The organism is Aquisalinus flavus, from assembly GCF_014640095.1.
GTDB classification, from domain to species: Bacteria; Pseudomonadota; Alphaproteobacteria; order Caulobacterales; family Parvularculaceae; genus Aquisalinus; species Aquisalinus flavus.
Genome location: NZ_BMGH01000001.1, coordinates 2,848,339 through 2,870,380, shown reverse-complemented (window position 1 = coordinate 2,870,380; position 22,042 = coordinate 2,848,339). Strand labels below are relative to the sequence as shown.

18 protein-coding genes are annotated in these 22,042 nt (G+C 63.8%); 8 read left to right on the top strand and 10 right to left on the bottom strand.

Going from position 1 to position 22,042, the window contains the following annotated elements:
- Nucleotides 1–113 precede the first annotated feature (113 nt).
- On the bottom strand, nucleotides 114–434 hold the full coding sequence (locus IEV88_RS13225) for a 2Fe-2S iron-sulfur cluster-binding protein (protein ID WP_188157990.1): 321 nt from the start codon (nucleotides 432–434) through the stop codon (nucleotides 114–116).
- A 195-nt stretch (nucleotides 435–629) separates the two neighbouring features.
- Here IEV88_RS13225 and tsaE point away from each other — a divergent pair, with 195 nt between their 5' ends.
- The 7 genes from tsaE to IEV88_RS13190 all read left to right on the top strand — a co-directional run bounded on the left by tsaE (nucleotide 630) and on the right by IEV88_RS13190 (nucleotide 10,518).
- On the top strand, nucleotides 630–1,151 hold the full coding sequence (gene tsaE, locus IEV88_RS13220; protein WP_229731476.1) for a tRNA (adenosine(37)-N6)-threonylcarbamoyltransferase complex ATPase subunit type 1 TsaE: 522 nt from the start codon (nucleotides 630–632) through the stop codon (nucleotides 1,149–1,151).
- Nucleotides 1,148–2,236 carry an aminoglycoside phosphotransferase family protein gene (locus IEV88_RS13215; RefSeq protein WP_188157991.1) on the top strand — a complete coding sequence of 363 codons (1,089 nt, stop codon included), beginning with the start codon at nucleotides 1,148–1,150 and terminating at the stop codon, nucleotides 2,234–2,236. Before tsaE ends, IEV88_RS13215 begins: the two co-directional genes overlap by 4 nt.
- Nucleotides 2,233–2,982, top strand: a complete 750-nt coding sequence (locus tag IEV88_RS13210) for a nucleotidyltransferase family protein (protein ID WP_188157992.1) — start codon at nucleotides 2,233–2,235, stop codon at nucleotides 2,980–2,982. Before IEV88_RS13215 ends, IEV88_RS13210 begins: the two co-directional genes overlap by 4 nt.
- Entirely contained in the window at nucleotides 2,982–6,071 is a 3,090-nt protein-coding gene (gene addB, locus IEV88_RS13205; RefSeq protein WP_188157993.1) for a double-strand break repair protein AddB, read from the top strand. The genes IEV88_RS13210 and addB overlap by 1 nt, the downstream gene beginning before the upstream one ends.
- Complete coding sequence (gene addA / locus IEV88_RS13200; RefSeq protein WP_188157994.1) at nucleotides 6,068–9,625, top strand: double-strand break repair helicase AddA; 3,558 nt, start codon at nucleotides 6,068–6,070, stop codon at nucleotides 9,623–9,625. The genes addB and addA overlap by 4 nt, the downstream gene beginning before the upstream one ends.
- Nucleotides 9,626–9,701: 76 nt before the next feature.
- Nucleotides 9,702–10,034, top strand: coding sequence for a thioredoxin TrxA (gene trxA / locus IEV88_RS13195; RefSeq protein WP_188157995.1), 333 nt, complete (start codon nucleotides 9,702–9,704; stop codon nucleotides 10,032–10,034).
- A gap of 100 nt (nucleotides 10,035–10,134) precedes the next feature.
- Nucleotides 10,135–10,518, top strand: coding sequence for an Mpo1-like protein (locus tag IEV88_RS13190; RefSeq protein ID WP_188157996.1), 384 nt, complete (start codon nucleotides 10,135–10,137; stop codon nucleotides 10,516–10,518).
- 80 nt (nucleotides 10,519–10,598) lie between these two features.
- On the opposite strand, the gene infB is transcribed toward IEV88_RS13190, so the two are convergent.
- The 6 genes from infB to trmB all read right to left on the bottom strand — a co-directional run bounded on the left by infB (nucleotide 10,599) and on the right by trmB (nucleotide 18,113).
- Nucleotides 10,599–13,193 carry a translation initiation factor IF-2 gene (infB, locus tag IEV88_RS13185; protein WP_188157997.1) on the bottom strand — a complete coding sequence of 865 codons (2,595 nt, stop codon included), beginning with the start codon at nucleotides 13,191–13,193 and terminating at the stop codon, nucleotides 10,599–10,601.
- 191 nt (nucleotides 13,194–13,384) lie between these two features.
- Nucleotides 13,385–14,107, bottom strand: coding sequence for an RNA-binding protein (locus tag IEV88_RS13180; RefSeq protein ID WP_188157998.1), 723 nt, complete (start codon nucleotides 14,105–14,107; stop codon nucleotides 13,385–13,387).
- Nucleotides 14,031–15,620 (bottom strand): transcription termination factor NusA, encoded by a 1,590-nt coding sequence (gene nusA / locus IEV88_RS13175; RefSeq protein ID WP_188157999.1) that lies wholly within the window; start codon nucleotides 15,618–15,620, stop codon nucleotides 14,031–14,033. Before nusA ends, IEV88_RS13180 begins: the two co-directional genes overlap by 77 nt.
- A gap of 34 nt (nucleotides 15,621–15,654) precedes the next feature.
- Complete coding sequence (gene rimP / locus IEV88_RS13170) at nucleotides 15,655–16,194, bottom strand: ribosome maturation factor RimP (protein ID WP_188158000.1); 540 nt, start codon at nucleotides 16,192–16,194, stop codon at nucleotides 15,655–15,657.
- A gap of 75 nt (nucleotides 16,195–16,269) precedes the next feature.
- Nucleotides 16,270–17,343 carry an acyltransferase family protein gene (locus tag IEV88_RS13165; protein WP_188158001.1) on the bottom strand — a complete coding sequence of 358 codons (1,074 nt, stop codon included), beginning with the start codon at nucleotides 17,341–17,343 and terminating at the stop codon, nucleotides 16,270–16,272.
- Nucleotides 17,344–17,411: 68 nt separating this feature from the next.
- Nucleotides 17,412–18,113: a tRNA (guanosine(46)-N7)-methyltransferase TrmB gene (gene trmB, locus IEV88_RS13160; RefSeq protein WP_188158002.1), complete on the bottom strand. Its 702-nt coding sequence runs from the start codon at nucleotides 18,111–18,113 to the stop codon at nucleotides 17,412–17,414.
- A gap of 126 nt (nucleotides 18,114–18,239) precedes the next feature.
- On the opposite strand from trmB, the gene IEV88_RS13155 reads away from it, so the two are divergent.
- The gene (locus IEV88_RS13155; RefSeq protein WP_188481229.1) at nucleotides 18,240–18,449 is read left to right on the top strand and encodes a hypothetical protein; all 210 of its coding nucleotides are present in this window, start codon (nucleotides 18,240–18,242) and stop codon (nucleotides 18,447–18,449) included.
- Between the two features lie 48 nt (nucleotides 18,450–18,497).
- Here the strand turns inward: IEV88_RS13155 and metK are convergent, their stop codons facing one another.
- From metK to lnt, 3 genes are all read right to left on the bottom strand, one after another.
- Nucleotides 18,498–19,661 carry a methionine adenosyltransferase gene (metK, locus tag IEV88_RS13150; protein ID WP_188158004.1) on the bottom strand — a complete coding sequence of 388 codons (1,164 nt, stop codon included), beginning with the start codon at nucleotides 19,659–19,661 and terminating at the stop codon, nucleotides 18,498–18,500.
- Nucleotides 19,662–19,808: 147 nt separating this feature from the next.
- A complete protein-coding gene (locus tag IEV88_RS13145) occupies nucleotides 19,809–20,240 on the bottom strand; it encodes a helix-turn-helix domain-containing protein (RefSeq protein WP_188158005.1) in 432 nt (143 codons plus the stop codon).
- Nucleotides 20,241–20,332: 92 nt separating this feature from the next.
- On the bottom strand, nucleotides 20,333–22,015 hold the full coding sequence (gene lnt / locus IEV88_RS13140; protein ID WP_188158006.1) for an apolipoprotein N-acyltransferase: 1,683 nt from the start codon (nucleotides 22,013–22,015) through the stop codon (nucleotides 20,333–20,335).
- Between the last annotated feature and the right edge of the window lie 27 nt (nucleotides 22,016–22,042).

Sequence of the window (22,042 nt, the reverse complement as noted above, 5' to 3'; positions counted from 1 at the left end):
CAACGGGAGAGCTTTTCCGTCAAGCCGATAGGCGCGGCGTTTTTGCCGCCTGGATCAACCTGTGCTCAAATTGAATCAGTCAAACGCAGAAAGCTGACCTGATTCAGTGAACTCTAGCCCTGGAATTCAGGCAGGCGCACCGTCAGCCCGTCAAGATCGTCGCTGATCTTGATCTGGCAGGACAGACGCGAATTGTCCTGACGCTCGGTGGCGAAATCGAGCATCGATTCCTCCATCGGGTCGGGAAAGCCGACCTTTTCCTGCCACGCCGGATCGACATAGACATGACAGGTCGCGCAGGCGCAGGCACCACCGCAATCGGCATCAATGCCCGGCACATTGTTCTTGATTGCCACTTCCATGACCGACAGGCCGTTCTTGGCCTCGACCTCGTGCGTCGTGCCGTCATGTTCGATGTAATGAATTTTCGCCATGGCGCTGTCTTTGCCCTGTCCTGGAGTGTCGCTGCAATAGTCAAGGAAAGCACTTAGGGCGTGGCGGCCCGTTTGCCAAGCGCGGGGTGACGCTCTCGCCGGCCCCGTCGGTGCCCCTCTGGCGGCTCTCTGGCCTTGTCGCATCCCGCGCAGGGCGATAAACAGGGGACAATGTCAGCCATGCAAGCCTCCCCCATGTCCGGAATGCCCGTCGCAGGTCCTTTTGAGGTCACCGGCGAAGGGGCGATGGCGGCTCTCGGCGCAGGTCTGGCGCCGCGGCTGTCTCCCGGCGATGTCGTCCGGCTCGAAGGCACGCTCGGCGCCGGCAAGACCGTGTTCGCCCGCGGGCTGATCCGTGCGCTGACATGCGCAGAGGAAGACGTGCCGAGCCCGACTTTCGCCCTCGTACAGGTTTACGAAACCGCGCGGGGCACGCTCTGGCATATGGACCTCTACCGGCTCGAGGATGAAGACGAGATTGTCGATCTCGGCTTCGAGGAAGCGCAGGGCGACGCGATCTGCCTGATCGAATGGCCGCAAAGGGCGCAGGGCTATATGCCTGACAATGCCCTGACGGTGGGCGTTGCGGTCGATGCGGGCGACCCGTCGAAACGGGAGGTGACGTTCAGCGCCGCAGCAGGCCATGATGACGCCTGGCGCGAGAGACTGGCAGGCCTCAGGCAACCGGATCTCGAGACAATGGAAGGATTTGAGTGACCGAACGCGACAATCTTGAAAAGGCTTTCCTCGAAGAGGCCGGCTGGCTCGCCGCCCATCGCGCGGCGATCACCGGCGATGCCTCGACGCGCAGCTATCATCGCCTGACGCTCGACGGGCGCAAGGCGATCCTGATGAATGCCCCACCCGCCGCGGAAAGCGCCTCCTGCCCGCCGGACGCGACCCCGTCCCAACGCGCCCTGCTCGGCTATAATGCGCAGGCGCGCCTTGCCGGGGCGAACCTGCACGCCTTCACCACGCTCGCCGGCATATTGAGAGATTCCGGACTGCATGCGCCGGAGATCTACGCCGCCGATGCCGATCACGGATTTGCGCTGCTGGAAGACCTCGGCGACGATCTTTATGTGCGCGCCATCGACAAGGGCGCCGAGGAACATGACCTCTATGCGCGCGCCGCCGATGTGCTGGTGCATCTGCACGCAACACGCCTGCCGCAACCGGTCGCCGTCGATTACACATTGCTCGATTACGACGAGACCGCACTGATGGCCGAGGCGAATTTGCTGGTCGAGTGGTACTGGCCGTGGCTGCGCGGCGGCAAGGCCCCCGATCGGGCGATCGAAGCCTATCGCTCCGCCTGGCGGCAGATGCTGTCCTCGCTGAGCGCCCCGCATACGCTGGTCCTGCGCGACTATCATGCGGAAAATATCCTGTGGCTGGAGAAGGAGGGCGACAGCCCGCTGCAGCGCGTCGGCCTGATCGATTTCCAGGACGGGCTTTACGGCCATGGCGCCTACGACCTCGTCTCGCTCGCCGAAGATGCCCGCCGCGATGTCAGCGCGGCAACCGTCGAGATGATGCTCGCACGCTATATGGATGGCCGCGACCAGGCCGGCGGATTCGACCGGGCCGCGTTCGCGCGCGATTACGCGATCCTGGCGGCGCAGCGCAATGCCAAGATCCTCGGCGTCTTCGCCCGCCTCGTCGTACGCGATGCCAAGAAGCGCTATGAAGGTTTCATGCCGCGTGTACGCGGCCATTTCGCCCGCGACCTCGCCCGGCCAGAGGCAGCGCCGCTGAAGGACTGGATCGCCGAGTATATGCCGGAGCTGCTATCGTCATGACACGGATTCATACCGCCATGGTCCTCGCCGCCGGTCTCGGCACCCGCATGCGGCCGCTGACGGATACTTGTCCCAAGCCGCTCATTCCCGTGGCAGGCAAGCCGCTGATCGACTATGTGCTCGACCGGTTCTTTGCCGCCGGTGTCGAGAAGGCGGTCGTCAATGTCCACTATCTCGCCGAGCAGCTGGAAGATCATCTCGACAGGCGCTCCGTGCCGCGGACGATCATTTCCGACGAGCGCGCCGCGCCGATGGAGACAGGCGGTGCGCTGATCCAGGCCGCGCCGGTCCTGGGTGACGACCCGATCTATTGCACCAACACCGATGCCATCCTGCTCGACAGCGGCGAGGAGGAAGCCTGCGCGCGCCTTGCCAATGCGTGGGCAGACGACGAGATGGATGCGCTGCTGCTGCTCTGCCCGCTCGACCAGGCGAGCGGTTATGACGGCGATGGCGATTTCATCCTCGACGGGGAAAGCCGCGCCCGTTGGCCGGACGATGATCCGTCTGCGGTCAAATATGTTTTCACCGGCCTGCAGGTGATCCATCCGCGCCTGTTCGCCGACGAGCGCCTGCGCAAGGTCTCGACCCGCGCCTTCTGGGACAAGGCCATGGCACAGGGGCGCATGTTCGGCCTGATCCATGACGGGCCGTGGATGCATGTCGGCGACCCTGACGGGTTGAAACAGGCCGAGGCCAGGCTGGCTCGAGGCACGGGCTCTGCAGACGAGAGGACCGTGCACTGATGGTTGTCCCGGCGCTGGAAGAATTATGTGCGCGCAGCCCCGCGCTGTACACCATTGCGCCGACGCGCTCCTTTCTCGACGACCTCGCCGCCTATCTGCTCAGGCAATATGCCGGCAACCCGGCGGGCCTGGCCGATGTCACCATCTTCCTGCCGACGCGCCGGGCCGGACGCTCCCTTGCCGAGGCGTTCCTGCGCCAGGCCGGGCCGGCGCCGGCGGCGACCTTGCTGCCGGTCATTCGCACGCTCGGCGATATCGGCGAGGATGACACGCTGCTCGCCGATCTGACAGTGCCGCACCATGGGCTTGGGACGGATTTGCCGCCGCCGCTGACCGCGATGGAACGGCGGCTGACGCTTGCCCGCCTCGTCTTCCAGCGCCAGGCTGCCGAAACTGCCGGTGGCGGTCCGGCGCCGTCCTGGGCGACGGCGCTGTCTGCGGCCGACGAGCTCTGCCGCCTGCTCGATTCTTTTTATACGGAGCAAGTCTCGTTCGCGGCACTGGCGACGCTGGTGCCCGAGCGCTTCGCCCATCACTGGCAGCTGTCCATAGACTTCCTCAAGATCGTGACCGAGGCCTGGCCGGCGCATCTGTCTGCCCATGGCCGGCTCGACCCGGCGGATTATCGCCGCCGCACCATCGACGCCCTGACGGCGCTGTGGGACGCTGAGGCCGGCGGCACGCCGCCCCGGCACCCGGTCATCCTCGCCGGGTCGACTGGCTCCATGCCGGCGGTTGCGCGGCTGATGAACGTCATCGCCGCCATGCCGGCCGGCTGTGTCATCCTGCCGGGGCTCGACACGCGGCTTGATGACTCGGCGTGGACCGAGATCGAGGACCCGCACCCACAGGCGGGCCTGAAATATCTGTTGGAGCAGCATTTTGCCGGTACCGCCTGGCATGATGTGCCGGAATGGCCGCTGGCAGAGGCGGCAAGGACAGACCGCAGGGCCGGCCGCCACGCGCTGATCTCGCTCGCCTTGCGCCCCGCCGAGGCGACCGGCGACTGGCTCGAACGGCTCGATGCGTTCCGCTCACAGACGGATATTGCTGACGCTCTCTCCGGCCTGTCGCTGTGCGAAGCGATGGACGAGGAAGCCGAGGCTCAGGCCATCGCCATCGCCTTGCGCGAGGCACTGGAGACCGATGGCAAGACAGCGATCCTGGTCACGCCTGACCGGCCGCTCGCCCGCCGGGTCAGCGCCCGCCTCGCCCGCTGGGATATCGCGCTGGACGATTCCGCCGGCGTGCCGTTTGCCAACACGCCGCGCGGCAATTTCCTGCGCCTGGCAGCGGCGTGGCTGGAAGAGCCGCACGCGCCGCAGGCGCTGCTCGCCCTGCTGAAGCATCCGCTCGCGCGCGCCGGGATGGCGGCGGAGGATTATTTGCCCGCCGTCAGCGCCATCGACCGGGCCCTGCGCGGCCAGCCGCCGGGGCGCGGCTTCGCCAGCCTGAAAGACCGCCTGCGCAATGGCGCGGAATGGGACGCCCTCTCGCGCGACGACGATGACATGGAGCGGGAGGCCGACCACTGGCCGGCGATCCGCCCCCTGATCGAGCGGCTGGAGGAGATCGCCGGGCCCTTCGCTGTGGAACGACTGCCGCTGCAGGAGAAGCTTGCCCGGCATGTCGCTGCAGCCGAGGCCCTGGCCGGGCGGCCGGATGAGCCGGGCACTGACATACTCTGGAGCCGGGCCGATGGCGAGGCCGGCGCACAGTTGCTCACCGCCCTGCACGAACAGGCGGCGCTGCTGCCCGATAGCGAAGGCGCCGCCTATAGCGATATCTTCACGGCGCTGATTACCGGCACCCCGGTGCGCCCGCAGGGACAGGGCCATCCGCGCCTGCGCATCCTCGGCCCGCTGGAGGCGCGTCTGCAACAGGCCGACCTCATCATTCTCGGCGGGCTCAACGAGGGTATCTGGCCCGATGACAGCGAGACCGACCCGTTCCTGTCGCGCCCGATGCGCCGCGCCCTCGGCCTGCCCTCGCCCGAGCGCCAGATCGGCCTTGCCGCCCATGACTTCGCCCAGCTCGCCTGCGCACCCGACGTATTGCTGACCCGCGCCCGCCGGGCCGGCCGCGCGCCGGCCAAGCCGTCACGCTGGATCGTCCGCCTCAAGAACGTCCTTACGGCGACGCAAACGCTCGACAGCGTCGATGTCACCCACAGGCTGGAGGGATGGAGCCAGGCGCTCGACGATGCCGGCCCGCCGCAGCCCGCAACCGCGCCGCGCCCGACACCGCCAGGCGATACGCGACCTGACACCTTCTATGTCACCGCCATCGAGAAGCTGCTGCGCGATCCCTACAGTATCTATGCCAGATATGTCCTCAGCCTGCGCAAGCTCTCGCCCCTGTCCGACGACCAGATGCTGGCGATGCGCGGGCGCTTCTATCACCATTTGTTCGCCCGCTTCGCGATCGACCACGCCGAGGCCATGCCGGATGATGCGATGGCGATCCTCACCGCCTATGCCGACGCGCTGTTCGACAAGGCCGGGCTGGAACCCGCCATTCGCGCCTTCTGGCAGACGCGGATGGAGGACAGCTTCCGCTGGTTCATCGATTATCACGCCGAAAGGCTGAGCCAGGGCAAGCCGCTGATCATCGAGGGACGGGGCGCGGCGAGCCTCGAGATTGCCGGGCGCACCATGACCCTGAAGGCGCGCGCCGACCGGATCGATCAGCTAGCGGACGGATCGCTGTTCATCCAGGACTACAAGACCGGCGACCCGCCGACGGACAAGCAGGCGGAGAAATTCTCGCCGCAATTGCAACTGACAGGGCTCATCGCCGAGCGCGGCGGTTTCGGGCTGCTGCCCCAGGGCGCGCCCCGGGTCAGCGGCTATGCCTATATCAAAGTGCTGAACCGCAATGCCCGCACGAAGGACACCATCGCCATGGGCAACGATGCCCGCGAGAAGCTGGAAGAGGCCGAGACGGCGATCATCGAGCTGCTGACGCAGTTCAACAATCCGGACCAGCCCTATCTGTCGCAGCCGCGCCCGTTCTATCGCGACGATTATGGCGATTATGACCACCTTGCCCGGCGCGGCGAATGGTCGGCCGGCGGAGAAAGCGAATGAGCGAGACCCTCGAACAGCTCCTTGCCCGCACGACGGCGAGCCAGCGCAGCGCGGCGGCACCCGGCGGGTCTGCCTGGGTTGCAGCCAATGCCGGTTCCGGTAAGACCAAGGTGCTGACCGACCGGGTCATGCGGCTGTTGCTGGCCGGTCATCAGCCCTCGAAGCTTTTGTGCATCACCTTTACCAAGGCCGCAGCAGCGGAGATGGCCGACCGGCTGTTCAGGCGCCTCGGCAGCTGGGCGCTGATGGATGACGCGAACCTGCGCGAGGAATTGCGCAAGCTCGACGATGCACCGCGCACGGCACAGGACCTCTCCGATGCGCGCAAGCTGTTCGCGCGGGCGCTGGAGGCGCCGGGCGGGCTGAAGATCCAGACCATCCATTCCTTCTGCGAAAGCGTACTGAAGCGCTTTCCTCTGGAGTCCGGCATTTCCCCCGGCTTCTCGGTGATGGAGGAGGCCGACGCGACGGGCCGGATCGACGCCATCATCGACAGTCTTGCCGAACGGCTATGGCGCGATGGCGGGGAGGAGCGCGACGATTTCCTGCTGCTCACCGACCGCCTGCAGGAGGAGGATATCCGCCGGCATATTGCCTTCCTCGCCAATCGCGGGCGGGAGATCGGCGTTGCTGTCCATGCCGCTGGCGGGCTTGATGCCTTTTTCAGTCAGTTGGCGGACTATCTCGAGGTCGACCCGGCCCTTGACCGGGCAACCATCCTTGCCGAGCTGATGACCGCCTGCGAAGCCTGGCACGATTTCATCGACGCCAGTGTCGATGCCCTCGACGAAGGCGGGAAAGACGACAAGACATCCGCTGCCAGTCTCCGGGCGATGCGCCACTGCACCGATGCGGAAACCCATTTCGAGGCGGCGACGGGTTTTGCCTTCACCAAGGCGGGCGATCCGCGCAAGCGCCTCACCAACAAGGCCGGCCAGAAAGCCGTGCCGGGGGCCGATGAAACCCTGCAGGAGATTGCCGAGACCGTGCAGCAGGCCAGAGATATGCTGAACGGCGTCGACATCTTCCAGTCGACCCGGGCGCTCTACCGGCTCGCCTTGTTCGTGTACGACGCCTATGAAGCGGACAAGGCCCGGCGCGGCATGCTCGATTTCGATGACCTGATCGCCCGCACGGCCGCGCTGTTCCATGACCGCGCGGCGACATGGGTGCTGTACAAGCTCGATCAGGGGATCGACCACTTGCTGGTCGACGAGGCACAGGATACGAGCGGCAGCCAGTGGAATGTGATCGAGGGCCCGCTTCTGGAATTTTTCGCCGGCAAGGGCGCACGAGAAGATCAGCGTACTGTCTTTGTTGTCGGCGACGAGAAGCAATCGATCTATTCCTTCCAGGGCGCCGATGTCGGCCTGTTCCAGGCGCAGCAGTCGCGCCTGAACGAGATCATCACAACGGCGGAGCGGCCCTTCAGCATCGAGGAGCTGACCGTTTCGTTTCGCTCGACCGCGCCGGTGCTCGGCTTTGTCGACGAGATGTTCACCGATGCCCTGGCCGCGACCGGCGTCAGCGAGGTTAATCCCATGCGCCATCAGGCCGCGCGGATCGGCCATGCCGGCCATGTCGAGCTGTGGCCTCTGGTCCAGAAAAGCGACAGGCCCGAGATCAAGCCCTGGCACGTGCCGGTCGACACGCCGGGCCAGGACGACCCGGCGCAAGTGCTCGCCCGCCATATTGCCCGGACCATCAAGGACTGGCTGGACAAAGGCGAGATGCTGGCGGCACGCGGACGACCGGTGCGGCCGAGCGATGTGATGATCCTGTGCCAGAGCCGCGGGCGGGTGTTCCAGGAGATCGTCCGTGCGCTGGTCAGTGAGGGCGTGCCGACCGCCGGGTCCGACCGGGTCAAGCTGATGGACCATATCGCCGCGCAGGACATGCGCTCGGCGACGCGCTTTGCCCTGCAGCAGACGGATGATCTCAGCCTCGCCGAGGTATTGAAGAGCCCGCTTTTCGGCTTTAGCGACGACGACCTGTTCGCCATCGCCCATGGACGCGGAAGACGTAGCCTGTGGCATGTGCTGGTGGAGAGCGGCGACGAAAAATGCCGAACGGCCGTGGAGCGCCTGAAACAGGCGATCCATACCGGGCGCAATCGCGGACCCTATGCGTTCTACACGCAATTGCTGGAGACCGGCTCGCCGTCCGGCTGGAAGCGCTTCTATGCCCGCCTCGGCACCGGCGCGCGCGACGTGCTGCAGGAATTACTGTCCGAGGCGCTGACTTTCGAAAGCGGTAATCCGCGCTCGCTGCAGGGCTTTCTTGACCATATCGAAGGTCTCGATAGCGACCTGAAGAAGGAAATCGGTGGTGATGAAGACGTCGTTCGTATCATGACGGTTCATGGGGCCAAGGGGCTGGAAGCGCCGATCGTCTTCCTCGCCGATATGGGCTATGCCAATTACGCCAGACTGAAAAGCCCCGTGCCCGCAGGCCCGCAGACAGACAGTCGGACCGGTGGCGGCTATGCCCCGCAGCCGGGATACTATTTCCTGCTGCCGTCAAAGGATGGCGACAACGGCGCCAGTGCCGCAGCGCGCGAGCATGCCATTGCGCTGAAGGCGGAGGAATACCGCCGGCTGCTGTATGTGGCGGCGACGCGGGCCGAGGACAGGCTTTATCTGTGCGGGACGCTGCCGGGAACGACCAGGCTGGACACGTTTCTCGCCAAACCCGGAAATGAATGCAGCTGGTATGCGCTGGCCGATGCCGCTTTCCGGCGGATCAAGAACCGGGGGCTCGTCGCCGAGGGCGATGAGATGCCATGGGGCGGCAACGCGCGGGTCTATTCTTCCGGTCAGGAAGAACAGCCCAGAGATGAAGATCCGCACACGGCAAGACCGGCTGTCCCTGTGCCGGACTGGCTACGCCGCCCGGCCGTGAAGGAAGTACCGCCGCGGATGATCAGCCCATCGACCCTCGGCGGGTCGCTGGAGCGCGACACTGACAGCCCGGCCGCTGAGCCTGCCGCCTACGCGCCGTTGGCCGCGCCGGATGGGTCGGGTCTCACGCCCTTTACTCGCGGCAATGCCCTGCACCTGCTGCTGGAACGCCTGCCCGACGTGGCAGCGGCCGATCGCGAGGCCGCAGCCTCGCGCCTGCTCATCCGCCATTACCCCGATCTCTCGGCCCATTTCGAGGGCTGGACGAGGGAGGCGCTCGGCGTTCTGACCGACCCTGCCTTCGCGCCGGTCTTCGCCCTCGGCTCCCGCGCCGAAGTGCCGGTGATGGGCTCCATCGAGGGCGCAATCATCAGTGGGCAGATCGACCGCCTCGCCATATCTGGAGGCCGTGTCCTGATCGTCGATTACAAGACCAACCGCCCGCCGCCAGAGCGGGTGGACGATGCACCGCGAGCCTATGTCGCGCAGATGGCCGCCTATCGTCACCTGATGCAGGAAATCTATAAGGACCATCAGGTCGACTGCGCCCTGTTGTGGACCTGGGTGCCGCGCCTGATGCCTCTGCCGGCGGAAATGATGGATCACGCGCTTTTGCAGCGCCTGAACCAGAGGGACACGGCGGAAAAGGCTTGAACGGACGCTGGCACCGCTTATGTTAGCGGTCTGACGCGCTGCCCGCAGGCGCGGGAGCACGAGAAAGGACTTAACCATGGCGTTGAAAACCATAACCGACGACAGCTTTCAGGATGATGTGATCGATGCCGGCCACCCGGTACTGGTCGATTTCTGGGCCACCTGGTGCGGCCCGTGCCGCCAGATTGCCCCGGCCCTGGAAGAAATCGCCAAGGAGTATGACGGCAAGATCACCGTCGCCAAGATCGATATCGACGACAATCCAGAGACACCGGGCAAGTATGGCGTGCGCGGCGTGCCGACCCTGATGATCTTCAAGGATGGCGAAGTCGCCGCCACCAGCGTCGGCGCCAAGCCGAAGGGCCAGTTGATCCAGTGGATCAACGAGACCGTTGGCGTCAGCGCTTAAGTCTCCTGATCTTTCGAGAATTCCGAACCGGCCGCGGCACTGCCCGGCCGGTTTTTCTTTTGTGCGCTTTTGCGATAGGATGGGACAAAAGGAGGCCGAAATGGCTGTCGAGGAAACCCGCGAAGAGTATACCGATCCGCCGGAGAAAGGGGGCCGTATCGCCAGCTTTACCGCTTTTTTCCCGTTCTACCTGCGCGAACATTCAGAGCCGGCCTGCCGCCGCATGCACTATATCGGTACCGGGCTGACGCTGATCGCCTATGCCGCCGCCGTGCTGGTCAATCCATGGTGGCTGCTAGCCGCGCCGCTGGCGGGTTATGGCTTTGCCTGGTTTGCGCATTTCAAATATGAGCGCAACAAGCCCGCCACTTTCAAATATCCGCTATGGTCGCTGATGAGCGATTACCGCATGTTCTTCCTGTGGGTGACGGGCAGGCTGGATCCGCATCTCGATGCTGCGGGCGTCCCGGCGGACAAGCGATAGCGCGAATGAATGCGGCGATAGAAAAAAGCCCCGCCGGTCTGGCGGGGCTTTTCTGATTTCTACGGCTGTCTGGAAGCGGCTTACAGCGACCGGGTAATGCGCTCGACCGAGAAGCACTCGATCGTATCGCCGACTTTCAGGTCCTCGTAATTGGCAAAGCTCATGCCGCATTCCTGACCGCCCGGGACTTCGTTGACGTCGTCCTTGAAGCGTTTCAGCTGCGACAGCTCGCCTTCGTGAACCACGACCTCGTCGCGGATCAGGCGCACTCTCGCACCGCGGCGGACCACGCCTTCGGTCACGCGGCACCCGGCGACCTTGCCAAGCTTGGAGACGTTGAAGATCTCCAGGATCTCGGCATTGCCAAGGAAAGTCTCGCGCAGTTCCGGTTCGAGCATGCCCGACAGCGTGCCTTTAAGGTCGTCGAGCAGATCGTAGATGACCGAGTAATAGCGGATCTCCGTGCCCGATTGTTCGGCAGCGTCGCGCGCCTGCTTGTTGGCGCGGACGTTGAAGCCGATGACCGGTGCGGAAGACGCCTCGGCAAGGATGATATCGCTCTCCGAGATACCGCCGACGCCGGAATGCAGGACGCGCACCCGGACCTCGTCATTGGCCATCTTCTCCAGCGCACCGATGATCGCCTCGACCGAGCCCTGCACATCGCCCTTCAGGACGATCGGCAGTTCCTTGATCTCGGAATCCTGCAGCTGCGCCATCATCTGCTCCAGAGAGGTACCGGAGGACTTGGCATTGCTGCGGTCGCGGCGCTGGCGTTGGCGGAATTCGGCGATCTCGCGGGCGCGGGCCTCGGAATCGACGACCACGAACTGGTCGCCCGGCTCCGGCACGCCATTGAGACCGAGAACCTCGACCGGCTCTGTCGGGCCGGCTTCCACGACCTGCTGACCCTTGTAATCGTTCAGTGCACGGACCTTGCCCCACTCTGCGCCGCAGACGAAGATGTCACCGCGCCTGAGCGTGCCTTTCTGGACCAGCAGCGTCGCCACCGGACCGCGGCCCTTGTCGAGCTGTGCCTCGACCACCGCACCGGCGGCTTCCCGGTCGGGATTGGCCTTCAGGTCAAGAAGTTCCGCCTGCAGAAGGATTGCATCCTGAAGACCCTCAAGGTTCAGCTTGTTCTTGGCCGACACTTCGACATCCTGGATGTCGCCGCCCATGCTTTCGACCTGGATCTCGTATTGCAGCAGGTCGGTGCGGACCTTGTTCGGGTCTGCATCGGGCTTGTCGATCTTGTTGATCGCGATGATGATCGGCACACCCGCCGCCTTGGCATGGTTGATCGCCTCCGCCGTCTGCGGCATGACCGAGTCATCGGCGGCAACGACGATGACGACGATATCCGTTACCTTGGCGCCGCGCGAGCGCATCGCCGTGAAGGCCGCATGGCCCGGCGTGTCGAGGAAGGTGATACGGTTGTGATCCTTGCCGACGGTGATCTGGTAGGCACCGATATGCTGGGTAATGCCGCCCGCCTCGCCGGCGACGACGTCGGTCTGGCGCATGGCATCGAGCAGCGACGTCTTGCCGTGGTCGACATGGCCCATGATGGTGACGACCGGCGGACGCGATTTCAGGTCGCCCTCGTCGTCCATTTCCCCGCCGAGGCCTTCTTCGACATCGGCTTCGGAGACGCGCTTGTAGCTGTGACCCAGCTCTTCGACGATCAGCTCTGCCGTATCGGCGTCGAGCGTCGCGTTGGCGGTGACCATCTGGCCCTGTTTCATCAGTTCCTTGATCAGGTCGACGGCGCGCATGGACATGCGCTGGGCCAGATCGGCAACGGTGATGGTTTCCGGAATGATGACCTCACGGCGCACCTGCTGGCGGTCGCGGCCACGGGCCTGGCGGGCCTGCTTTTCGCGTTCGCGGGCGCGCTTGACCGAGGCGAGCGAGCGCTGGCGCTCATCGTCTTCCAGCGCGTTGGCGATGGTCAGCTTGCCGCTGCGGCGCTTGGCGTCCTTCGGCTTGGACTCGCGCTTGGCGTCGTCGGCGAATTCGCGCTTCTGCTTGAGGCGCCCGCCGAGCTTGGCGAGCGGGTTTTCCGCATCATCGACGAATTCCTTGCCGGCCTTCGCTTCGCGGGTTTCCTTGCCCTTGTCGCGGGCTTCTGCCTTGCCGGCATTGCGGCGCTTGCGCTCTTCTTCTTCCTCTTCGAGGGCAGCAGCGGCTTCGGCCTCCGCCTTGGCGCGGGCTTCTGCTTCTACCTTGCGCTTTTCTTCTTCGTCGGACTGACGCTTGCGTTCCGCCTCGAGCTTGGCGCGTTCTTCGGTTTCACGCTTCTCACGTTCGGCGCGTTCGGATTCCTCGCGCTCACGCTTTTCCTGCTCGTTCTTGCGGGCAACGGCAAGGGCGGCGGCGCGGGCTCTCTTTTCGTCTTCGGAGAGGGTTCGCAGCACGGCGCCTTTCTTGACAGGAGCCTTGTTCTGTTTCGGCCTTTCAGCCTGCTTTTCTTCCCTGGCCGGAGGGGTCTCGGCAGGTTTCGCCGTCGCGCCCGGCTTCACCGGCCCGAGGGTGCGGCGTTTTTTGGTCTCGACGACGACGGTCTTGGACCGCCCGTGGGAGAAGCTCTGCTTCACCGCACCGGTTTCGGTCTTGCGCAGCGTCAGGGGCTTGCGCTTCTGTTTCGTCTCGTTGTCAGCTTCTTCGCTCATTCAGTCTCCAACTGCATTTCCTGCAGCCTTGGTAAAATCTTGTCACCGATCCGGCAACGGACCCATGATCCTTGAAAGGGGGGTCCTGTATCTTGCCGCACGAAAAGCGCGGGTGAGGGCATCGACATAGCGCTACTGACGCTCAGGGTCTACACCGGTGATGCCTATATTCCCTCGAACCGCCGCTTTTTTCAGGCTCCCGCGCCGCCATAGGCGACGAAGCGAGCCGCTTCCCGGCCAAATCGCCGGGCCATACCGGGGTCTGTCAGGGCCATATGCACGATATTGGCCTCGCCCAGCGCCCCGTCCAGGTCGCTACCGGGAAAAGGATGCCAGACCGGCAGGGCCGGCCGCGCCACCTGGCGGATCTTGTCCGTCCCGTCAGCGGAGGCATCCGAAGCATATATATAGGCGCTTGCGGCGCCTTTTTGAACCGCCGCGCGGGTTTTTTCAAACCCCACCAGCAGAAACCCCGCCCGCCGGGCAAGGCCGAGGGCGTTGAGCGCCCGCTCGGCCAGTGCCCTGTGCAGGGCCTCGGCAAACGCCTCCGCCCCGCCATCGGGCAGTTTCGCCTGTGCCTTGAAGGCGCGCGAGAACAGGCCCTTCCGGGCAGCCTTCAGGACCAGCACCCGGTCCGCAGCGACCCACGCCCCGCGCCCGGGCAGCTTTTCGGCAAGGTCCGGCACGACGACGTTATCGGGGCCGAGAACGAACCGGATCGCCGGGTCCTGACGATCGAGCGACGCGCCGCTGGCGATGCAGCGGCGGTCATTCTTGCGGTCCCTTGCGGTGTCCCGGGCAGTCTCTTGACCGGCGTCCTGACCGGTCTCTGCTTGATCAGACGGTTTCAGCGGCGTCCTCGCCTTCTTCCTCTTCGCCTTCCGGGCTATCCCAGCCGGCATCGATACGGGCACGGTTGATCAGCTCCTGGGCCTCTTCCGGCTTGACGCGGAAGCCTTCCAGCATGCCATCATAATGCTTCTTCTCGCCGTCGACGCGCTCGGTCCAGCCGGTCAGGTCGTCGCTGGCACAGCCGGCGAGATCCTCGACGGACAGCACGCCCTCCTCGGCCAGCGCGATGATCATCTTCGCGGACAGGCCGTCGAAGTTCCACAGGTCATCGGCAACGCCCATCTCGAGGCGCTTCTCGTTGAGGGCTTCGGCCTCCTTCTCCAGATAATCATTGGCGCGGGCCTGCAATTCCTCGGCGGTGTCCTCGTCGAAGCCCTCGATATCGGCCACTTCGTGGACATCGACATAGGCGATCTCCTCGATCCGGGAGAAGCCTTCGGAGACCAGAAGACCGGCGATGATGTCATCAACATCGAGCGCCTCCATGAACAGTTCGGAGCGCTGCTGGTATTCGGTCTGGCGCTTGGCGCTTTCTTCTTCCTCGGTCATGATGTCGATCTCGAAGCCGGACAGCTGCGCGGCGAGACGGACATTCTGGCCGCGGCGCCCGATGGCGAGCGACAGCTGCTCGTCCGGCACGACAACCTCGATACGCTCGGATTCTTCATCGAGCACGACCTTGGCGACCTCTGCCGGGGCAAGCGCATTGACGATGAAGGTGGCGATGTCGTCCGACCACGGAACGATGTCGATCTTCTCGCCGCCCAGCTCGTTGACGACGGCCTGGACGCGTGAGCCGCGCATCCCGACGCAGGCACCGACCGGGTCGATGGAGGAATCGTTCGACATGACGCCGATCTTGGCGCGCGACCCGGGGTCACGGGCGACGGCCTTGATCTCGATCACGCCGTCATAGACTTCCGGCACTTCCTGCTCGAACAGTTTCGCCATGAATTGCGGATGGGTGCGCGACAGGAATATCTGCGGGCCGCGAACCTCGCGGCGGACATCGGCGATATAGGCACGAACCCGGTCGCCCTGGCGGATCGCTTCGCGCGGCAGCTGCTGGTCGCGGCGGATGATCGCCTCGGCCCGGCCAAGATCGATGATGACATGGCCATATTCGATCCGCTTGACGACGCCGTTGACGATCTCGCCGACGCGGTCCTTGTACTCGTCAAACTGACGGTCGCGCTCGGCATCGCGTACCTTCTGGGTGATCACCTGCTTGGCGCCCATGGCCGCCTGGCGGCCGAACTCGATCGGCGGCAGCGGATCGGACAGGAAGTCGCCGAGTTCCGCTTCCGGGTTGCGGGCCCGGGCCTCTTCCAGGGTGATCTCGGCGGAGTCGTTCTCGACTGCCTCGACCACTTCCATCAGGCGCCACAGCTTGGTTTCGCCGGTCTTGGGGTTGATCTCGGCACGGACATTCGTCTCGTGGCCATAGCGCGAGCGGGCAGCGCGCGACAGCGCGTCTTCCATCGCCGCGATGACGATTTCCTTGTCGATCGTCTTCTCGCGGGCCACCGCTTCGGCGATCTGCACCAGTTCCAGCTTGTTATGGCTTACGGCCATGTCTCGTCTCCGTTTCAGGTCGTTAAGGGTTACTCTAGTCGTCTTGATAGTTGTCGGGGGCAAGCCCCGCCTTTTCCGCATCCTTGCCCGCCTTCAGGCTGGCGCGGATCAGGTCGTCGCTCAGGACCAGCTTGGCAGCGCCGACCATGGCGAAGGGGATGAGTGCCGTTTCATCCTCGCCCTCGAGATCGATACAGATGTTATCACCGTCCGTGCCGGCAAGCACGCCGCGATAGCGCTTCTGGCCCTCGATCGCCCCGGTCAGCTCGATCTTGGCCTCGAAGCCCTGCCAGTCGTCGAAATCCTTCAGCCGGGTCAGCGGCCGGTCGATACCGGGCGAGGATACCTCAAGGTCGTAATTGCCGTCGATCGGATCGCTCTCGTCCAGTACCGGCGACAGGGCACGGGACAGTTTCGCGCAATCCTCTGCCGTCATCGTGCCGTCCGGGCGCTCCGCCATCACCTGCAGCGTCGGGTTCTTCGCGCCGGTAACGCGCACGCGGATTAGCTCGAAGCCTTCCTGCGTTGCCACGGGCCCGATCAGCGCGGTCAGTTTGTCGGTCAGAACATCCATATGGTCCGGCTTCAGGTAACAAAAAAGCGGCCCTCGCGAGGCCGCTTCCGATTTTCTCGAAATGCAATTCCAACATTATGACACACCGGGAACCGGCTTGTCACCAAGAATCTGCCGGGCACTCCTGTACCAGCCCTTGAGCAGGCGCTGGGCCGGGCGCTCGATCAGGAATGTCATCCCCGCGGCAAGCACCAGCGACACGGCAATTGCTGCAATGACGCTGAGACCATAGCCGACCCCGGCAAGCTGCAGCGAGTACATGATCCGGAAGCCGATCATCATATGCACCAGATACAGCGCATAGGAAACCGTGCCCAGCCATAGCAGCGGTCTGACCGCAACAAAGTGCAGACGGCCCGCAACAGCAAGATGAAAGACAAGCCAGAACGTGCCGGTCAATACCGCGAACCAGGGCGCGAAGGCGAGGAAATTCACCGCGAGGGCGGCGCCAAGAAGGTAGAGGGTCTGCCGGTCGCCATGCCCTGTCGCCAGGCGATAGAAACAGATGCCGGCAAGAAAATAGTGCGTGAACGGCGCATTCATGGCCCAGTATAGCGCGGTCGGCAGTTCAAGCCCCGCAGCCTGATTGAGCAGGAACAGGACCTCGACAGCGAGCCAGAGGGCGCAGACGAGCCGCAGCCTGCCGAGCAGGCCGGTGACGGCGATCAGCGCCATCCAGCCATAGAATTGCAGCTCGAACAACAGCGACCAATAGACATGATCGAGCGGCGTGACACCGGCATAGCGCGGCACCATGGTCAGGTTCCCGATCAGCTGGCCCATGGTGTGGTGCTGGTCCGGCAGGGGCGCAATCAGGCCGACAACGAAAGTCAGCGCCGCAGCTGCCCAGAACACGGGGAACAGCCGGGCAAACCGCGAAAAGGCGAAATCGGCGATCGGCGTGCCGGCGTCTTCCCTGCCGCGCAGGGAATTGAGGATGACGAAGCCGGAGATCATGAAAAACAGGCAGACCGGCGCCGTGCCGATCAGGTCGCGCGTGACCGGCGCCTCGGCGAAGGGCTGCCAGCCAAGACCCAGACTCTCGCCATAGAATTTCGGGAAGGCGATGAGGAAATGATAGAGCATCACTGCCGCTGCAGCGATGCCGCGCAGGGCATCGAGTTCCGCAAAACGGCTGCCAGGTTTCATGGATGCTCCCTTGTCAGAGAGACAGGCTAGCCGAGCCGGGCTTTCGATAAGTTTAATGCCTGCTGGCGCTATCGCCGCACGAAGGTCAGATAGGTCGCCTCGCGCCCCTCGCGCAGGGCCTTTGCCTCATAGCGCGTCTGCGGCCAGTCGCCTGGACGCTCGGTCCAGTCGGCTTTCGTCTCCGCCGTCCAGCGGAAATCCTCGTGCCCGGCCGCGCGGTTATGCATTTGCACCTGCATCAGCGCCCAGCGGATATAATCGGGAATATCCGACGCGATGCGCATCTGGCTGCCCGGCTTCAACAGCCGCGCGGCGTGGCCGAGCAAAAGCGGCGAGACGATGCGGCGCTTGTGATGGCGCTTTTTCGGCCACGGATCGGGGTGCAGTACGAACAGCCGCGACAGGCAGCCATCCGGCATCGCCTCCAGCAGCGGGCGCACATCGCCATGCAGGATACGGATATTATCCAGCGCCTGCTCCTCAATCAGGGTCAGCAGCTTGGCGACGCCATTGACGAAGGGTTCGGCGCCGATCATCTGAACGTCCGGATTGTGCTCAGCCTGCCAGGCGAGGTGTTCGCCGCCGCCAAAGCCGATCTCCAGCCAGCTTTCCCGCCGCGTGCCCTGAACGGCTTCCAGCCCGCCTGCAACGTCGCCAGGCGAAATCGCGACCTGCGGCAGCAGCCGCTCCATCAGCCCTTGCTGACGCGGCTTCAGCGGCTTGTCCTGCTGTCGGCCATAAAGGCGGTAATCTGGATACTGATCGCTCATGCCTGTCTTTCGTTTTCGTCCGTTAAAAGATCGTTACACCGATAAACCAGTCGGTTACCAAATCCTGCTAGCGTAAGGCAAGGCGGCGTCGCGTTCTTGCTGATCTTGATTTTTACGGGGACGGATATGTCATCAACGAAAACGGCTTTTTGTATCGGCGCCTTCGCGCTCGCCATCGCGGCCACAGGCAATGCGATCGAGCCGCGCCTGGGGGACGCGCCAGTTGCTTCGCCAACCAGTCACACCCTGACGCTCGACGCGGTCAGGGCCAGTTCGGCACAATTGACCGGGCGGCTGATTGCGCCCTACCTGCCGCCGCAGGACCGGAACGAATAAAGGGCGGCACAGCGTACCGCCCTTTCAAGCAGTTGACGGCAGGGTGATCTAGAATGCCGATTTCAGGGCGTCGACGAGATCCGTCTTCTCCCACGAGAACTCGCCATTGGGACCCGGCGTGCGGCCGAAATGGCCATAGGCCGCCGAAGAGGCATAGATCGGGCGCGACAATTGCAGGTGCTCGCGAATGCCGCGTGGGCTGAGGTTCATCATTTCCGGCAGGACTTTTTCCAGCCTTTCGACATCGACCTGTGCCGTGCCGAAGGTGTCGATGAAGATCGACAGCGGCTTGGAAATGCCGATGGCATAGGCAACCTGGATCAGGCATTTGCGCGCCAGGCCGGCGGCGACGATGTTCTTGGCAAGATAGCGCGTGGCATAGGCGGCCGACCGGTCGACCTTTGTCGGGTCCTTGCCGGAGAAGGCACCGCCGCCATGGGGCGCAGCGCCGCCATAGGTATCGACGATGATCTTGCGACCGGTGAGACCGGCATCGCCGTCAGGTCCGCCGATGACGAACTTGCCGGTCGGATTGACGTAGAATTCCTCATCCGGGCACATCCAGCCCTCTGGCATGACGTCCTTCACATAGGGTTTGACCAGTTCCCGCACATCGTCCTGGGACAGGCCGTCGCGGTGCTGGGTCGAGACGACGATGGAGGTGACGTCGACCGGCTTGCCATTCTCATATTTCAGCGTGACCTGGCTCTTGGCGTCAGGCTCGAATTCCGGCTGGCGGCCGGAATGACGGGCATCGGCCAGCGCCTTCATGATCCGGTGGGAATAGGCAATCGGCGCCGGCATCAGCTCCGGCGTCTCATCGACGGCAAAACCGAACATGATGCCCTGGTCGCCAGCGCCTTCATCCTTGGTGCCGGCAGCATCGACGCCCTGTGCGATCTCGGCAGACTGGCCATGGACGTAGTTATCGATATCGGCCTTCTCCCAGTGGAAGCCATCCTGCTCATAGCCGATCCGCTTGATCACCTGGCGGGCGACCTCGTTCATCTCTTCCTTGGATATGTCCACGGCGCAACGGGTCTCGCCGGCCAGAACCACCTTGTTGGTTGTCGTCAGCGTTTCCACGGCCACGCGCGCGGACGGGTCCTTGCCCAGGAAGAGGTCGACAACAGCATCGGAAATCTGGTCGGATACCTTGTCCGGGTGCCCTTCGGAAACGCTTTCGGAGGTAAAGAGATAGGAACTGGTCATGCGCGGTCGGTCTTCCTTTCTGCAGCCATATAAAGAAACCTTTATATAACCCGTGGATAGAGAAAGACGACGCCAATGTCCATCACCGCAGCATGCAAAATTTGCATGGCGGTCCCGAACCACGCCCAGAACTGCAACCCGGGACGATCAGGTCTCGCCGGCAGCAAGCGTGCGCACGAGATCGACGATCTTGCGCCGGACCTGCGGATCCTTGATCGAGGCGAAGGATTTGCACAGCTGCACCCCTTCCGGCGTGGAGAGCAGATCCATGAACTCGCTGCCCGATGACGGCAAGGCGCCCGGCTCCCCTTCGGCAAAGCCGAGGCTCAGCTCGGCCTCGTCACCGAAATCGTCGTAGAAGAACTGTACGGGAACGCCCAGTATCTTGGAGATATGGAACAGCCGGCTGGCACCGATACGGTTTACGCCCTTTTCGTATTTCTGGACCTGCTGGAAGGTCAGCCCCAACTGTTCGCCCAGCTTGTCCTGGCTCATTCCGATCATCATCCGCCGCATTCTCACCCGGCTGCCGACGTGACAGTCGATGGGGTGGGGGGATTTTTTCTTGGCATCGGCCATGATGCAGTCTTTCTTTTGTAAAGTTTACTGACACCCGCAAACGCTACGCGCGGCTCACTGAATTTAAATCATCTTAAAAGCAACCTGCCCGGTTACGAGAAAAACCGTGAGCGCCCACCCACGTTATAAGATGTTATAACCCAGAGTGCGGTGATTGCCAGAAGAATAAAATACACAAAATCACTGGTATAATGATATATTGTAGGGGGAATAGCGCCCGGAAGCTGTGAATTAATCACACCTCGCTCGTATAGCGCGAGTTTGTTCACGATCCTGCCATAGGGATCGATCATCGCGGAAATGCCGGTATTGGCTGATCGTGCCATCGGCAAACCGGCTTCGATTGCCCTCAGCCTGGAAATATCGAAATGCTGGCGCGGACCATTGCTGTCGCCATACCAGGCGTCATTGGTAATCGTCACCAGAAAGTCCGGCCTGTCACCGCGCGGATAGAGCCGACCCGGAAAAATCGTCTCATAGCAAATGACCGGCGACATGCGGGCGCGGCCGAGATCGATGGTTTCCGGCCCGGCGCCGGGGGTGAAAGGCTGACCGATGGGCACGACATTGCCGATGCCGATGGCCTGCCACAGCCCGGCAAGCGGCACATATTCCCCGAACGGCGCCAGGTGATGCTTGTCATAGGCGCGGCGCACCGACCACGGCGTTTCGGACTCCATCCGGTCGATGGCGGATGTATCCTCCTCCGGCAGCGGTTCCCGGGACAGGATCAGCAGGCTGTTGAAATAGTCATAGAGGTCCGGCCCGACCGCATCATAGCGCGTGCCCCCTGCCAGCAGCACGGCATTGTCTGGCAGGCGGTCCTGCAACACGTCGAGCGCCGACGGATCGCGCTGGAAATAGGAATAGGCCGCGTTTTCCGGCCAGATGACATAGAGCTGGCCGCCAGAAGGCGGCTGCGCTTCCGCCCCGCCGGACAGGTTGAGATTGGCCCAGAAATTGTCGACCCAGAGATCGTAGTTCAGCTTGTCGCGCTGGGCGATATTGGGCTGGACGATCTGCACCCTGACATTCTCGACCATGGTGACATCGGCCCCGGCGAGGCGGATCGCCCCGGCAAGGGCGATGGCGAGCACGATTCCTGCGGATGCGCCGAGCGGGGCAATACGGGCCTCCGCCTGCGTCGCAGCAGGCGCGGCGGGAATGCAGGCCGCCGGCAACGCAGCGGCGATCAGGATGAGAAAACCGAGACCATAGGTGCCGATCCAGGCGACCGGCTGGGACAGCGCCGAAAGCCCGGCAAAGGCCTGCCCGGTCAGGTTCCATGGCAAGCCGGTAAACAGATGGCCGCGCGCATATTCCGCCAGCGACCAGGCAATAGCGAGCACCAGCACGCGCATCCATCCCGCTGGCCAGACCCGCCGTGCAAGCCACAGCGCCATGCCATAGAAAAGCGCGATAAAGGCGGCAAGCCCGAACACGCCGCCAAAACCGAGCACGGACAGCAGGATCATGTGACCCGGCCCTTCGGCATGGACGATGAATGAAAAGGCCATCCAGTACAGCGACAGGCAGAAATAGCCGAAGGCGAACCACCAGCCGGTCCAGAACGCGACCTTGCCCGCGCGCTGATGCCGCACGGCATTGTCCATCAGCCAGACCAGCCCTGAGAATCCCGTGACGAGAAACGGCAGCACATAATAGGGAGCCATCGCCGCAGCCGTCAGCAGGCCGAGCACGAAGGCCGCGCCATAGCGCTGCCAGCCGGTGAGCGAGAGGACCCAGTCATGGAGGGTGGTGAGAAGGCGGATCATGAGAGGAAATTAGTCCGCCATAATCGC